Origin of the sequence: Hydrogenophaga sp., from assembly GCF_035481345.1 — a bacterium.
GTDB lineage: Bacteria > Pseudomonadota > Gammaproteobacteria > Burkholderiales > Burkholderiaceae_C > Hydrogenophaga.
In genome coordinates this window covers 1-15,106 of sequence record NZ_DATIGV010000102.1, presented here as the reverse complement: position 1 = coordinate 15,106, position 15,106 = coordinate 1, and the positions used below count along the sequence as shown (strand labels likewise).

The window sequence follows — 15,106 nt, the reverse complement described above, 5'->3', positions numbered from 1 at the left end:
GGTCAGTCGGCTCTGATGCCGGCCTTGCCGATCACGTCGCGCCAGCGCTCGGATTCCTGCCGCATGTAGGCCGCGAGGTGCGCCGCGGAGGTGTCCGCGGGCAGTTCCACACCCTGGCCGATGAGCTTGGCGTTCACCTCCGGATCGGCCAGCGCCTTGACGAAGGCGGCGTTGAGCCGATCGATCACCGCCTTTGGCGTGCCGGCGGGAACGACGATGCCGAAGAACACGCTCACGTCCATGTCGGCCACGCCCTCTTCCTTGAGCGTGGGTACCTCGGGCAGGGCACGCGATCGGCCCGCCGTGGTGACCGCCAGCGCGCGCAGCCTGCCGGACTGCACGTGGGGCTTCGCCGTGAGCACGTCGGTAAAGCTCATGCTCACCTGGCCGCCCAGCAGGTCGGTCAGCGCGGGGCCGGTGCCCTTGTAGGGAATGTGCTGGATCTGCGTGCCGTTGCGCAGGTTGAACATGACGCCCGCCAGGTGCGAGCTGGCGCCATTGCCCGAAGACGCGAAGCTCATGCCGTCGGGCCGCACCTTGGCCAGCGCCACCAGTTCGGCCACGTTCTTCGCCGGCACCTGCGGGTTGATCAGCAGCACGTTGGGCAGGTGGCCAATGCGGATCACCGGTGCAAAGCTCTTGTCGGGCGCGTAGCCGGGCTTGCTGTAGAGGTACTGGTTGATGGCCAGCGGGCCGGAAGTACCGAAAAGCATGGTGTAGCCATCGGGCGCGGCGCGCGAGACGGCCTCGGCGCCGATGTTGCCGCCCGCGCCGGCCTTGTTCTCCACCACCACCGTCTGGCCCAGCGCGGGCTTGAGCGCACTGGCCAGTGTGCGGGCCATGGCGTCCGTGGGGCCGCCAGGCGCGAAGGGCACCACCAGCGTCAGCGGGCGCGAGGGGAAATCGTCCGCGTGGGCAGGGGCGCTCAGGCCCAGGCCGCCCAGGCACAGGGCCATCGACAGGGTGGTGACGGCGTGGCGTCGTTGGGGGTTCATGCAGGTCTCCTCTTCGGGGTGGTGAAACACATGGCGGGCATCAGAACAGGTGCACGCTCTCGGGGGCCGTGCGTGTGGCACCGCCGTCGCCAGCGGCCGGCTCGAGCAGCTCGATCAGCCAGGGTGGCGGCGCGTGCGCGCACATGGGGTCCTGCGGCAGCGCGCGCTGGCGCAGCACCAGCTGGGCCAGGCGCATGCGGTTCGCATCGCCCAGGCGCGCGGCCTCCCAGGCCATGGCCGTGGCGCTGGTGACGTGGTACAGGGCGGACGCGGCCTGGCGCGCGGCGTGGTCCTCTGCGCCGCGCGCACGCGCCACGCGCTCGGCCAGCTCGATGGCGCGGCGCATCGCACCATCGAACACCTCGCGCGTGCGCGGCGCCAGGGCCGCTTCGGCCAGCAGCGCGTCCAGGTGCGCCACCAAGGCGGGCAGCGAGGCCTCGCGCCGCGCGGCGCGGATCACGTCGAGCGCGACGATGTTGCTCGTGCCTTCCCAGATGGAGCCGAGGTGCGCGTCGCGCAGCAGGCGCGGGTCGCTCCATTCCTCGATGTAGCCACAGCCGCCGCGCACTTCCATCGCGTCGCCCGTGACGCGGCGGGCGTCGCGGCAGGCGCGGAACTTGATGAGCGGGGTGAGGATGCGCACCAGCGCGTAGGCGCCGGCTTCGCCCGCGTCGCTGCGGCGCAAGGCTTCGGCCGTCTGGAACATCATGCTGCGCGCCTGCTCGGTGGGCAGCAGGATCTTGAGCAACTGGCGCTGCATCAGCGGCATGTCCACCAGGCGGCGCCCGAAGGCGCGGCGGTGGCGCGCCACGTGCAGCGCCTCGGTGCATGCACGGCGCATCAACCCCGCCGCGCGCATGCCGTTGGACAGGCGCGAGTTGTTCACCATGTCCGCCATCTGCTGGAAGCCACGCCCGGCCTCGCCCACGAGCCAGGCACGCGCGCCCTCCAGGCGGATCTCGCCGCTGGCCATGGAGCGCGTGCCCAGCTTGTCCTTGAGCCGGATGATGCGGTAGGCGTTGGCACCGCCATCGGGCAGCTCGCGCGGCAGCAGGAACAACGACACGCCGTCCAGGCCATCCGGCGCACCCTCGACGCGCGCGAGCACCATGGCCAGGGCGGCATCGGGGTTGGAGCAGAACCACTTGTCGCCCCATAGGCGAAAGGCCTCGCCGTCGGGCACCGCGCGCACCTCGGTGGCCGCGATGTCGGAGCCCGCGCCCTGCTCGGTCATGAACATCGCGCCCTGGCTGAGGGACTCGAAGTCCTGCGAGGTCAGCGCCTGCAGGTAGCGATCGACCAGGGCGGGCGCGCCGAACTTGCGCAGGGTGCGCGTGAGCGAATCGGTCATCGACAGCGGGCAACACAGGCCGAACTCGGCCTGCACGAAGAGGTAGCTCAAGGCGTACTTGGCGGCGGCCGGCATGGGCGCGGGCCAGCCCAGCACGCCGCCGCGGTGCGACATCGCGGCCAGGCCGTACTCGGAGAAGGCGACACGTTCGAGCTCGACATAGGCCGGATGCTTGTGGATGGCCTGTTCGTCGAGGCCCGTGCGCGAGCGCAGGCTCAGCGTGGGCGGGTGGCGGTCGGCGATGGACGCCAGCTCGTCCAGGCGGCCGCCGGCCTGCGCACCCAGGCGCTGCAGGTGCGGCTCCAGGTGGCGGCGCAGATCGGCAGGCAGGTACAGCTCCAGCAGCGCGCCCAGTGCCGGATCGGCCGCGTACAGGTTGGTGCCGCGCGCGTCGGGGATCGGGTGGGCGGAAGCGGAAGTCATGTCTCGTGCTGTCTCGCGGTCTCGGGTGAAGCACCAGTATTCCGCCGGCATCGATTCGCGTCCAATTCGAAGATCAGCAACTTCGATTCAAGATTCGAATGGCCTTTGACCTGCGCCACCTGCGCTGCTTTCTGGCCGTGGCCGAAGAGGCGCACTTCGGCCGCGCCGCCGCACGCCTGTCCATGACGCAGCCGCCGCTGTCGGTGGCCATCCGGCAACTGGAGGACACGGTGGGCGTTCGCCTCATCGACCGCACCAGCCGCGGCGTGCGTATCACCGCGGCGGGCGAGGCCCTGCTGCCCCAGGCGCGCGCCCTGCTCGCCGCGGCGGCCGAGGCCGCGCTGACGGCGCGCGAGGTGGGCCGCGGCGCGCGCGGGCGGCTGCGCATCGGCTTCGTCGGCTCGCTGCTGTTCGGCGGGCTGCCGCAGTGGCTGCGCCTGTACCAGGAGGCCAACCCCGGCATCGAGGTGGCGCTGGTCGAGCTCAACTCGCAGGAGCAACTGGACGCGCTGGGGCGTGGCGAACTCGACGCCGGCTTCGTCTTGGCGCGCAGAGTGCCGCCCGCGCTGCAGGCGGTGACGGTGCACGAGGCGCCCTTCGTGGCCTGCCTGCCCGCCGGGCACCCGGCGGCCACGGCCCGGCGGCTGGCGCTCAAGCGCCTGCGCGACGAGCCCTTCGTGCTCTTTTCGCGCCAGGTCTCGCCGGACTACCACTCGCGCATCGTGCAGGCCTGCGCCGAAGCCGGCTTCGACCCGAAGGTGCGGCACGAGCTGCGCCACTGGCTGTCGGTGGTGGCGCTGGTCTCGCAGGGCATGGGCGTGGCCATCGTGCCCGAGACGCTGTCGCACTCGGGCATGGCAGGCGTGGTATTCCGGCCCCTGAGTGGCGCGGCACTGATGTCCACGCTTCAATGCGTGTGGCCAGCGGGACGGGCTCACTCGCCGGCGCTGGAGGCCTTGCTGGCCCTGGTGCTTGATACCTCGGCGGCGCGGGGGGCTGAGCCGCGCGGGCGCTAGACCTGCTCGCCACGCCCCATCGCCAGCGCCCGGTACACCTGCGGCGTCACCGCGTGCTGCCGCGCGAAGGCCCGCTGCAGCGCGTCCACCGAGCGGAACCCGCTGCGGCTGGCGACGCGCGCCTGCGGCCACTGCGTCTGCACCAGCCACTGCGCCGCCGCCGCCACGCGCGCCCGCTCCACGAAGCGCGCCGGCGTGCAGCCCACTTCCGCCGCGAAGGCACGGGCGAAGTGGCGTGGGCTCATCCGCGCGCGCTCGGCCAGCGCCGGCACCGACAGATCGTCCTGCAGGTGCGTGCCGATCCAGGCCACCACCTCGCGCAAGCGGCGGCTGGCCGCCGACTGTGCCTCCAAGGCCGGACTCAACTGCGGCTCGGCCGCGCCGCGCAACAGGGGCAGCGCCAGCGTGCGCGCGATCTCCATCGACACCGCGTGGCCCAGGTCGTCCTCCACCAGGGCCAGCGCGAGTTCGATGCCGGTGGTGACGCCGGCCGAGGTCCACACCGGTCCGTCGCGCACATAGATGCGCTCGCGCTGCACGCGCACCTGCGGGCGAAGGGCCTGCAACTGGTCGCACACGCGCCAGTGCGTGGTGGCCTCTCGTCCGTCGAGCAGGCCGGCCGCTGCCAATGCGAACGCGCCGCTGCACACGCTGGCCACGCGGCGCGCCTGCCGGGAGCGATCGGCCAGCCAGGCCCCCACACCGTGCTCGACGATCGCAGCGCGCACCGCGGGCTCGTCGCCACCGCAGACGATCAAGGTATCGATGAGTGCCGGCAATTGCGCGAAGCCCACCGTGTCGGCCAGGCGCAGGCCGGCGTTGGTGAACACCGTGTGACCGGCGGGCGAGGCGATGTGCAGCCGGTAGGTGCCGGGGCACAAGGCCTGCGCCTTGCTGAACACGCTGGCGGGGCCGGCGATGTCGATCGCCTCCACGCCGTCGAACACCACGAGCACGACGTCCCTGGCAGGAACCGCGGCCTTTGTGTCCTTGTTCTGCGCGTTGGCGGTGCGTAGGCTCATGGCATCCAGGAGGTCAATGTGTCCAAGTCGGTACTCTACTTTTCGATGTCGGTGGACGGGTACATCGCAGGCCCGGACGATCGACCCGGCAACCCCGGGGGCGACGGCTTCGACCGCCTGCACCGGTGGTTCGTGCCGGACGGCAAACGCTTCGCCCGGCCCGACGGCGCGGCCGGCGAGCTGTACGACGAAATGCAAGCCACCGGGGCCGTGCTCACGGGCCGGCACACCGCGGAACAGGCCGGCCATTGGGGCGGCGACATCCACGGCGCCCCGATCTTCGTGCTCAGCCACCACGATCCCTCCCCAGCCGCCGCGGCGTATCCCCTGGTGCGCTACGTGAAGGACGGGATCGTCAGCGCGATGGAGCAGGCCAAGACCGCCGCCCGTGGGCGCAACGTCATGGTGCACGGCGCGGTCACGGCGCAAGGGGCCCTGGCGGCCGGGGTGGTGGACGAACTGGCGATCTCCGTGGTGCCGGTGCTGTTCGGCGCCGGCCGCCGCCTGTTCGATCTGCTGCCCGCGCGCATCGAACTCGAGGTGCTTCGCGTGATCGACACGCCCGAGGCCACGCACATGCGCTACCGCGTGCGCTGAAGCGGACCGGCGCCATGAAACCTCGTGTGCGAGTGCTGCGTTGGATCTGCCTGGGTCTCGCGCTGTCAGGCCTGGCGGCCTGGGTGGGCTGGGTGGTCTCGCTGCCGCCCGCCGCCGCGCCGGCGCCGGCGCCCGCCATTTCGCAGCAGGAGACCCAGGCCACGCTCGCCGCGCTGGCGCCCCCCAAGCGCCAGCGCCCCCTCGTGGCCATCATCGGCCTGAACGACGCCACCGAGACGACCGACTACCTGATGCCCTACGGCATCCTGCGCCGCGCGGGCGTGGCCGACGTGATGGCCCTGTCCACCGCGCCCGGGCCGGTGAAGCTGTACCCGGCGCTCACGGTGGAGGCCGACGCGACGACCGCGCAGTTCGACGCGCAGCACGTGCACGGCGCGGACTACGTCATCGTGCCCGCGATGAGCCGCGACGACGACCCGCACGTGCTCACGTGGATTCGCGCCCAGGCGGCCAAGGGCGCCATCGTCATCGGCGTGTGCGCAGGCGCCAAGGTGGTGGGCGCGGCCGGCCTGCTCGATGGCAAGCGGGCCACCACGCACTGGTACTACCTGAACGACCTGCTCGAGCGCACGCCCTCCATCCGCTACGTGGCCGACCGGCGCTTCGTCGTCGACGGGCGCGTGGCCACGACGACGGGCATCTCCGCGTCCATGCCGATGGCGCTGACCCTGATCGAAGCCATCGCGGGCCGCGAGAAGGCGGCGGAGGTGGCGCGTGGCCTGGGACTGTCGCATTGGGACGCGCGGCACACCAGCGCCGCCTTCCGCTTCACCCGGCCGTTCGCGCTGACGGTGATGGGCAACACCCTCGCCTTCTGGAACCGCGACGCGTGGGGGATCGAACTGTCGCGCGGGGTGGACGAGGTGTCGCTGGCGCTGGTGGCGGACGCCTGGTCGCGCACCTACCGCTCGCGGGCGATCACGTTCGCGGCGGCACCGGGCCCCATCGAAAGCCGCAACGGCGTGCGCGTGCTGCCCGACCGCATCGGCGCGAATAGGCCAGCGCCGCAACGGCTGCCCGCGGTATCGGGCCAGCCGCCAGCACATGCCTTGAACGAGGCCCTCGCGCAGATCGATCGCCGCTACGGTGCCGCCACGGCGCGGGTGGTGGCGATGCAGCTGGAGCTCGCGCCAGCGCCTTGACCACAACGGCCCACCGACCTGTTCAGGCGGACGCCCGCGCCAGGCCGGGACATGACTTTCGCACCTCATTTTTTGCTCGCCGACGAGGGTGCGACGGCTCCCAATACGCCTCAATGACTCAGAGCAACATGGCGTAAACCCTGAATCCCATTTTGAGGTACGCACCTCAAAATGGGCGCCATGACAGACAAAGCCGACGCCTTCCCCGGGCGCGCCACGCTCAGCGACGTGGCGCGTGAGGCCCGGGTCAGCCTGGCCACGGCGGACCGCGTGCTCAACAACCGATCCGGCGTGCACGCCAAGTCCATCGCCCGCGTGCGCGAGGCGGTGACGCGCCTGAACTACCGCCCCGATCCGGCGGCCGCGCGGCTCGCACGCACGCGCTCGCACCGCTGGTGCGTGGTCTTCCCCTCCGGCAACAACCCCTTCGTGGCTCAGCTGCAGGCCGAACTGGGGGCCTGCCGCGCCTGGCTGGAAGACCACCGCGCGAGCGTGCAGACCCTGGAGGTCGACGTCTTCGAGCCGCAGCGCCTGGCCGATCTCCTGCGCTCGCTGCAGGGTCAGTGCGAAACGGCGATCGTCATGGGCCTGGACCACCCCCTGGTGCAGAACGCCATCGACGGCCTGGTCGAGGGCGGTTGCGAGGTGATCACGCTCGTGTCCGACGTGCCGCGCTCGCGCCGCCACGCCTACGTGGGCATCGACAACGCGGCGGCGGGGCGCACGGCCGCCAGCCTGCTCGGGCGCTTCGTCGGGCGCGAGCCGGGCGAGGTCGGCATCGTCGCCGGCAGCCTCTCCCTGCGCGACCACGCGGAGCGTTGCCTGGGCTTCAACCAGGTGATGACGACGGAGTTCACCCACCTGACGGTGCTGCCCGCGGTGCAGGGCAAGGACTCGCCCGCGCTCAACGAAGTGCTGGTGCGGCAACTGCTGGCCGAGCACCCGCGCCTGCGCGCGATCTACAGCGTCGGCGCCGGCAACGCGGGCATCTCGGCGGCCCTGCAGGCGGCCGGGCGCGCGCACGACGTGGTCTTCATCGGCCACGAGCTCACGCCCGCCGCGCGCGCCGATCTGCTCGACGGCACCCTGGACGCGGTGATCAACCAGGACGCGGGCCACGAGGTGCGCTCTGCCTTGCGCCAGGCCCTGGCGCGCGCCACGCGCGAACCCGTGCTCGCCGACCAGGAGCGCATCCGCATCGACATCTACCTCAAGGACAACCTGCCGTGATCACCCTGGGCATCGATCTCGGCACCTCCGGCGTGAAGGCGCTCTTGCTCGACGACGGCCAGCCACGGGCCGTGGCCAGCGCGCCGCTGGCGGTGAGCCGGCCGCACCCCGGCTGGTCCGAGCAGGACCCGGCCGACTGGTGGCGCGCCACCAGCGACTGCCTGGACGCGCTGAAGGCCGAGCACCCGCGCGCCCTGGCCGCCGTGCGCGCCATCGGCCTGTCGGGCCAGATGCACGGCGCCACCCTGCTGGGGGCCGATGGCGAGACCCTGCGCCCCTGCATGCTGTGGAACGACGGCCGCAGCGCGGCGCAGTGCGAGGCGCTGGAGGCGCCGGCCCTGGGCCTGCGCGAGCGCACCGGCAACCCGGCCATGCCCGGCTTCACCGCGCCCAAGCTGCTCTGGGTGCGCGAGCACGAGCCCGAGGTGTTCGCGCGCATCGCCAAGGTGCTGCTGCCCAAGGCCTGGCTGCGCTGGCGGCTCTGCGGCGAATTCGCCGAGGACATGTCCGATGCCTCCGGCACCTTGTGGCTCGACGTGGGCGCGCGCGCCTGGAGCGCGCCGCTGCTGTCGGCCTGCGGGCTCGACGAAAGCCACATGCCGCGCCTGGTGGAGGGCAACGCGCCCACCGGGCGGCTGCGCCAGGAATGGGTCTCACGCTGGGGCTTCGAGCAAGCGCCCGTGCTGGCCGGTGGCGCGGGCGACAACGCGGCGGGCGCCGTCGGTGTCGGCGCCGTCGCGCCGGGCGACGCCTTCCTCTCGCTGGGCACCTCGGGCGTGTTGTGGGCCACCACGGCCGGTTTCGCACCGGCGCCGCAGCGCGCGGTGCACGCCTTCTGCCACGCGCTGCCAGGCACCTGGCACCAGATGGGCGTGATGCTCTCGGCCGCCGCGAGCCTGGCCTGGTGGGCCGGCGTCACCGGCCGCGACGAGGCGAGCCTGCTGGACGAAGTCGCCGACACCCGCCCTGCGGACGGCGGCGCCTGCTGGTTCGCGCCCTACCTGTCGGGCGAACGCACCCCCCACAACGACGCGCAAGTGCGCGGCGGCTTCGTACACCTGTCGGCCGGCACCCGGCGCGCCGACATGACCCGCGCGCTCATCGAGGGCGTGGCCTATGCCTTTCGGGACATGCGCGACGCGCTGGCCGCCGCCGGCACCACCCTCGCCGAGGCGGACCTCATCGGCGGCGGCGCGCGCTCCGATGTCTGGAGCCAGACCCTGGCCGATGTGCTGAACCTGCCGCTGCACCAGGTGGCCGGCTCGCAACACGGCTGCGCGCTCGGCGCCGCGCGGCTCGCGCGCGCGGCGGCCGACGGCGTGCGCCAGTTCGACAAACCCCCGCGCCAGCGCAGCCACGCGCCCGACGCGCAACGCGCGCGGCACCACGACCGCGCCTTCGACCAGTGGCAGCGGCTCTATGGCCGCCTGCGCCACCTGCCCTCCCCCTCACACGCACCGGAACCCACATGAGACACGACCCCAGCGGCGGACAACGCCCCGCCTACTTCAGCTTCCAGCACGCGCTGGCCTACCGCGGCCCCGCCTTCGTGCCCAGCGAGCGCGAGCCCTTCGCCTACCGCTACTACGACAAGAACCGCCAGGTGCTCGGCAAAAGCATGCAGGAGCAACTGCGCTTCGCCGTGTGCTACTGGCACAGCTTCGGCTGGGCCGGCACCGACCCCTTCGGCGACCCCAGCTTCGAGCGGCCCTGGCACGGCGCGGGCGACCCGATGGCCCAGGCCCTGCACAAGGCCGACGTGGCCTTCGACCTGTTCCGCCTGGTCGATGCGCCCTACTTCACCTTCCACGACCGCGACGTCGCCCCCGAAGGCGCCTCGCTGGCCGAGTTCCACACCAACCTGCGCCGCATCGGCGAGGTGTTCGCCCGCAAGATGCAGGACACCGGCGTGCGCCTGCTGTGGGGCACGGCCAACCTGTTCTCGCACCGGCGCTACATGGCCGGTGCCGCCACCAACCCCGACCCGGAGGTCTTCCGCTACGCCGCCGCGCAGGTGAAGAACGTGCTCGAACTGACGCACGAACTGGGCGGCGCCAACTACGTGCTCTGGGGCGGCCGCGAAGGTTATGAGACCCTGCTCAACACCGACTTGAAGCGCGAGCTCGCGCAACTCGGCCGCTTTCTCCAGATGGTGGTCGAGCACAAGCACAAGATCGGCTTCAAGGGCCAGATCCTCATCGAGCCCAAGCCGGCCGAGCCCACCAAACACCAGTACGACCGCGACGTCGCCGCCGTGTTCGGCTTTCTGCGCGAGCACGGGCTGGAGCGCGAGGTCAAGGTCAACATCGAGCAGAACCACGCGCTGCTGGCGGGCCAGACCTTCGAGCACGAGATCGCCATGGCGCAGGCCCTGGGCATCTTCGGCTCGCTCGACATGAACCGCGGCGACGAGCTGCTGGGCTGGGACACGGACCAGTTCCCGAACAACCTGCCGCAGGTGGCGCTGTCCCTGTACGAGGTGCTCAAGGGCGGCGGCATCGGCCAGGGCGGCCTGAACTTCGACGCCAAGCTGCGCCGCCAGTCCATCGACCCCGACGACCTGGTCTGGGCCCACGCCACCGCCATGGACCTGTGCGCGCAGGCCCTGCTGGTGGCCGAACGCATGCTGCAGGACGGTGCCCTGCAGCGCCACGTGCAGCAGCGCTACGCCGGCTGGGACAGCGAGGCCGGCCGCGCCATCCTCAACGGCGAGCGCTCGCTCGAGGACCTGGCGCGCGAGGTCGCCGAGCGCGGGCTCGACCCGCGCCCGCGCTCGGCGCAACAGGAGCGCCTCGAGCACCTCGTCAACAGCTATCTCTGAATCGGAACCACAAGAAGGAGCGGGACATGGCCACCAACATCAAGGGCCCGGGCATCTACCTGGCGCAGTTCGCGGGCGACGCGGCGCCGTTCGACTCCTGGGCGTCGATCACGCGCTGGGCGGGTGGTCTGGGATTCAAGGGCGTGCAGATTCCCTCGTGGGACAAGCGCCTGTTCGACCTGGACAAGGCCGCCAGTTCCAAGACGTACTGCGACGAGATCGCGGGCATCGCGCGCGAGAACGGCGTGGCCATCACCGAACTCGGCACCCACCTGCAGGGTCAACTGGTGGCCGTGCACCCTGCGTACGACGAGGCCTTCGACGGCTTCGCGCCCGAGGCGCTGCGCGGCAAGCCCGCGGCGCGCCAGGCCTGGGCGGTGGAGCAGATGCTGCTGTCGGCCAAGGCCTCGAAGCACCTGGGCCTCAAGAGCAACGTGAGCTTTCCCGGTGCCCTGGCCTGGCCGTACCTGTACCCCTGGCCGCAACGGCCCGCGGGCCTGATCGAGACCGCGTTCGATGAGCTGGCCAAGCGCTGGCGCCCGATCTTCGACGCCTTCGACGAGGCCGATTGCCATGTGTGCTTCGAGCTGCACCCCGGCGAGGACCTGTTCGACGGCGTCACCTTCGAGATGTTTCTCGAGCGCGTCAACCACCACCCGCGCTGCTGCATCAACTACGACCCCTCGCACTTCCTGCTGCAGCAGCTCGACTACCTCGAGTTCATCGACATCTACCACGAGCGCATCAAGGCCCTGCACATCAAGGACGCGGAGTTCCGCCCCAATGGCCGCCAGGGCGTGTACTCGGGCTACCAGCCCTGGGTGCAGCGCGCGGGGCGCTTTCGCTCGCTGGGCGACGGGCAGATCGACTTCGGCGCCATCTTCTCCAAGATGGCCCAGTACAACTACGACAGCTGGGCCGTGCTGGAGTGGGAGTGCTGCCTCAAGCACCCCGAGGCCGGCGCCGCCGAGGGCGCGGCCTTCATCCGCGACCACCTCATCCGCGTCACGGAAAAGGCCTTCGACGACTTCGCCGGCGGCGAGACCGACCCGGCGCAGTTGCGCCGCATGCTGGGCCTGAAGCAGGAGGCCGCATGACCATCGAAGCCAGCGGGCCCTCGGCGAACGCGCGCCGGCGCATCCGCCTGGGCATGGTGGGCGGCGGCGAAGGCGCCTTCATCGGCGCGGTGCACCGCATCGCCGCGCGGCTGGACGACCACTACGAACTGGTGGCCGGCGCGCTCTCGTCCACGCCCGACAAGGCCCTGCGCTCGGCCGCCGCCCTGGGCCTGGCGCGCGGCTACCCCGATTACCAGACCATGGCGCGTGAGGAAGCCGCGCGCGACGACGGCATCGAAGCGGTGGCCATCGTCACCCCCAACCATCAGCACGCGCCCGCCGCCCAGGCCTTTCTGGAAGCGGGCATCCACGTGATCTGCGACAAGCCGGTGACCACCACCCTGGCCGACGCCGAGCGCCTGCGCGCGCTCGCGCAATCCAGCGGGCGCCTCTTTGCCGTCACCTACAACTACTCGGGCTATCCCATGGTGCGCCACGCGCGGCGCCTGGTGCGCGAGGGCGCGCTCGGCGACATCCGCCTGGTGCAGGTCGAGTACCCGCAGGACTGGCTGACCGAGCCGCTGGAATCCACCGGCCAGAAGCAGGCCGCCTGGCGCACCGACCCGCAACGCTCCGGCGCGGGCGGCTGCGTCGGCGACATCGGCACGCACGCCTACCAGCTCGCGGGTTTCGTGAGCGGCCTGCAACCCACGCAGCTCTGCGCCGAACTCAGCACCTTCGTGCCCGGGCGCGCGCTGGACGACAACGTGCAGGTGATGCTGCGCTACGCCAATGGCGCGCGCGGCCTGCTGTGGGCCAGCCAGGTGGCGCCGGGCAATCAGAACGCCTTGCGCCTGCGGATCTACGGCAGCCGCGCCGGCCTGGAATGGCAGCAGGAGCAGCCCAACCACCTGCGCTTCACGCCCTTCGGCGAAGCGCCGCGCACCGTCTCGCGCGGCACCGCTTCGGCCAATCCGGACGCCGCGCGCGTGACGCGCCTGCCCTCGGGCCACCCCGAGGGCTACCTCGAAGGCTTCGCCACGGTCTATGCCGAGATCGCGCAGGCCATCCACGCCGCGCGCGAGGGGCGGCCGATGCCCGCGGAAGTGGACTTCCCTACCATCGAGGACGGCCTCCATGGCGTCGCCTTCATCGAGGCGGCCGTGCGCTCGTCTTCTGCAGGCGCGGCCTGGGTGGACATGAAATGAAGCCCGCACGCTTCGCACGCCACGGGAGCCCGACATGAGCCTGCACGTGCGTTTCGACGGCGTCTGCAAGCACTTCGGCCCGGTGCAGGTGCTGCACGGCGTGAGCTTCGAGCTGGAGCCGGGCCGCGTCTACGGGCTGCTCGGCGAAAACGGCGCGGGCAAGTCCACGCTGATGAAGATTCTGTGCGGCTATGAGCAGGCTGGCCCGGGCGGCTTCAGCATCGACGGCCGGCCCTGCCGCTTCGCCGATTCGCGCGAGGCCGAGGCCGCCGGCGTGGTGCTGATCCACCAGGAGTTCAACCTGGCCGACGACCTGAGCGTGGTGCAGAACATCTTCCTGGGCCGCGAGCGGCGCCGCGGCTGGCTGCTGGACGAGGCGTCCATGCGCCAGACCGCGCGCGAGGCCCTGGACGCGGTGGGCCTGTCGATCGACCCCGATACGCGCGTGCGCGACCTCATCGTGGCCGAGAAGCAACTGGTGGAGATCGCGCGGGCGCTCTCGCGCCAGGCCCGGCTGCTGGTGATGGACGAGCCCACCGCGACCCTCACGCCGGGCGAGACCCGTCGCCTGTTCGCGCTCATCCGACAGTTGCGCGAGCGGGGCGTCACCGTCGTCTACATCTCGCACAAGCTCGACGAGGTCGAACAGATCACCGATCAGATCGTGGTGATGCGCGACGGCCGCTTCGTCACGCGCGGCCCCACCGAGCGCCACAGCCGCCAGGACATGGCCAACCTCATGGTGGGCCGCGAGCTCACCGACATGTTCCCGCCCAAGGCGCCGCTGCCCGATGCGCCGCCCTTGCTGGCGGTACGCGAACTGAGCGTGCCCGGCTGGGCACAGGACGTGAGCTTTGAGGTGCGCCCCGGCGAGATCCTGGGCTTTGCCGGCCTGGTGGGCGCGGGCCGCACCGAGCTGTTCGAGGGCCTGCTCGGCCTGCGCCCGCGCGCGGGTGGTGAGGTGCGCCTGCAGGGCGAGCCCGTGGGCTTCAAGGACCCGCGCGCCGCCGCCCGCGCGGGCCTGACCTACCTCAGCGAAGACCGCAAGGGGCGCGGCCTGCACGTGGGCCTGTCGCTGCAGGACAACCTCACGCTCATGGACCTGGACCGTCACGCGCGGCCCTGGCTCGACGCCGCGTCGCAGCGCGCGGCGCTGCAAGAGGCCGTGCGCGATTTCCGCATCCGCGCGGGCAGCCTGGACGCGCGCGCGGGCTCGCTGTCGGGCGGCAACCAGCAGAAGCTGGCGATTGCCAAGGTGCTGCAGCCGCGACCGCGCGTGCTGGTGCTGGACGAACCCACGCGCGGCGTGGACGTGGGCGCCAAGCGCGACATCTATTTCCTGATCGCGCGCCTGGCCGCCGAAGGCCTGGGCGTGATCGTCATCTCGTCGGAACTGGTCGAGCTCATCGGCCTGTGCCAGCGCGTGATCGTCATGCGCGCCGGCCGCGTGCAGGCCACGCTGGCCGGCGACCACCTGAACGAAGAGGAGCTCATCGCCCATGCCACCGGCACCCACTAGCCCCCTGCCCCCCGGCGCCGCTGCGGCCGCCGCGGCCGACGCCGCCGCCCCGCCCGTGCCCCGCCGCGGCGACTGGAGCGCGCGCTTCTCCGCCTTCGGCCCGCTCGCCGGCCTGGTGCTGCTGTGCATCGCGGGCACGCTGCTCAACCCGGACTTCGCCACCTGGGACAACGGCATGAACGTGCTCACGCGCACCGCCTTCATCGGCATCATCGCGGTGGGCATGAGCTTCGTCATCATCTCCGGCGGCATCGACCTGTCGGTGGGCTCCATGGCCGCGCTGATCGCGGGCAGCACCATCCTGGTGATGAACCAGCTCGCGCCGCTGGTGGGCTCGCCGCTGGTGGCGGTGCTGCTGGGCGCCACGGTGGCGCTGGTGCTGGGCGCGGTGTTCGGCCTGGCGCACGGCCTGCTCATCACCAAGGGCCGCATCGAGCCCTTCATCGTCACGCTGGGCACGCTGGGCATCTTCCGCGCCTACCTCACCTACTTCGCCAACGGCGGCGCCATCACGCTCGACAACGCGCTGGTGGACGTGTACAGCCCCGTCTACTACGGCAGTTGGCTGGGCATTCCCATCCCCATCTGGGTGTTCGCGGCCATCGCGCTGGCCGGCGGCTTCCTGCTCAACCGCACACGCTACGGCCGCTACGTGCAGGCCATCGGCTCCAACGAACAGGTCGCGCGCTACTCCGCGGTGGCG

At 71.6% G+C, this 15,106-nt stretch carries 13 protein-coding genes; 10 read left to right on the top strand and 3 right to left on the bottom strand.

Going from position 1 to position 15,106, the window contains the following annotated elements; genetic code table 11:
* Positions 1-2 precede the first annotated feature (2 nt).
* The gene (locus VLG41_RS11010; protein WP_414652484.1) at positions 3-995 is read right to left on the bottom strand and encodes a Bug family tripartite tricarboxylate transporter substrate binding protein; all 993 of its coding nucleotides are present in this window, start codon (positions 993-995) and stop codon (positions 3-5) included.
* A gap of 40 nt (positions 996-1,035) precedes the next feature.
* A complete protein-coding gene (locus tag VLG41_RS11005) occupies positions 1,036-2,769 on the bottom strand; it encodes an acyl-CoA dehydrogenase family protein (RefSeq protein WP_325349442.1) in 1,734 nt (577 codons plus the stop codon).
* Positions 2,770-2,867: 98 nt separating this feature from the next.
* On the opposite strand from VLG41_RS11005, the gene VLG41_RS11000 reads away from it, so the two are divergent.
* Positions 2,868-3,785, top strand: a complete 918-nt coding sequence (locus VLG41_RS11000) for a LysR family transcriptional regulator (protein ID WP_325349441.1) — start codon at positions 2,868-2,870, stop codon at positions 3,783-3,785.
* Here the strand turns inward: VLG41_RS11000 and VLG41_RS10995 are convergent.
* A complete protein-coding gene (locus VLG41_RS10995; RefSeq protein WP_325349440.1) occupies positions 3,782-4,807 on the bottom strand; it encodes a GlxA family transcriptional regulator in 1,026 nt (341 codons plus the stop codon). The genes VLG41_RS11000 and VLG41_RS10995 overlap by 4 nt on opposite strands.
* An 18-nt stretch (positions 4,808-4,825) precedes the next feature.
* Between VLG41_RS10995 and VLG41_RS10990 the strand changes: the two genes are divergently transcribed.
* From VLG41_RS10990 to VLG41_RS10950, 9 genes are all read left to right on the top strand, one after another.
* Positions 4,826-5,404, top strand: coding sequence for a dihydrofolate reductase family protein (locus tag VLG41_RS10990; RefSeq protein WP_325349439.1), 579 nt, complete (start codon positions 4,826-4,828; stop codon positions 5,402-5,404).
* A gap of 14 nt (positions 5,405-5,418) precedes the next feature.
* Positions 5,419-6,567, top strand: a complete 1,149-nt coding sequence (locus VLG41_RS10985) for a DJ-1/PfpI family protein (RefSeq protein ID WP_325349438.1) — start codon at positions 5,419-5,421, stop codon at positions 6,565-6,567.
* A gap of 180 nt (positions 6,568-6,747) precedes the next feature.
* Positions 6,748-7,797 carry a LacI family DNA-binding transcriptional regulator gene (locus tag VLG41_RS10980; protein ID WP_325349437.1) on the top strand — a complete coding sequence of 350 codons (1,050 nt, stop codon included), beginning with the start codon at positions 6,748-6,750 and terminating at the stop codon, positions 7,795-7,797.
* Positions 7,794-9,269: a xylulokinase gene (gene xylB, locus VLG41_RS10975; RefSeq protein WP_325349436.1), complete on the top strand. Its 1,476-nt coding sequence runs from the start codon at positions 7,794-7,796 to the stop codon at positions 9,267-9,269. The genes VLG41_RS10980 and xylB overlap by 4 nt, the downstream gene beginning before the upstream one ends.
* A complete protein-coding gene (gene xylA, locus VLG41_RS10970; protein WP_325349435.1) occupies positions 9,266-10,618 on the top strand; it encodes a xylose isomerase in 1,353 nt (450 codons plus the stop codon). Before xylB ends, xylA begins: the two co-directional genes overlap by 4 nt.
* Before the next feature lie 26 nt (positions 10,619-10,644).
* Positions 10,645-11,715 carry a sugar phosphate isomerase/epimerase gene (locus VLG41_RS10965; protein ID WP_325349434.1) on the top strand — a complete coding sequence of 357 codons (1,071 nt, stop codon included), beginning with the start codon at positions 10,645-10,647 and terminating at the stop codon, positions 11,713-11,715.
* Positions 11,712-12,884, top strand: a complete 1,173-nt coding sequence (locus VLG41_RS10960) for a Gfo/Idh/MocA family oxidoreductase (protein WP_325349433.1) — start codon at positions 11,712-11,714, stop codon at positions 12,882-12,884. The genes VLG41_RS10965 and VLG41_RS10960 overlap by 4 nt, the downstream gene beginning before the upstream one ends.
* 34 nt (positions 12,885-12,918) lie before the next feature.
* A complete protein-coding gene (locus tag VLG41_RS10955; RefSeq protein WP_325349432.1) occupies positions 12,919-14,403 on the top strand; it encodes a sugar ABC transporter ATP-binding protein in 1,485 nt (494 codons plus the stop codon).
* A partial coding sequence (locus VLG41_RS10950; protein ID WP_325349431.1) for an ABC transporter permease occupies positions 14,384-15,106 on the top strand: 723 nt, incomplete at its 3' end. The genes VLG41_RS10955 and VLG41_RS10950, both read left to right, overlap by 20 nt.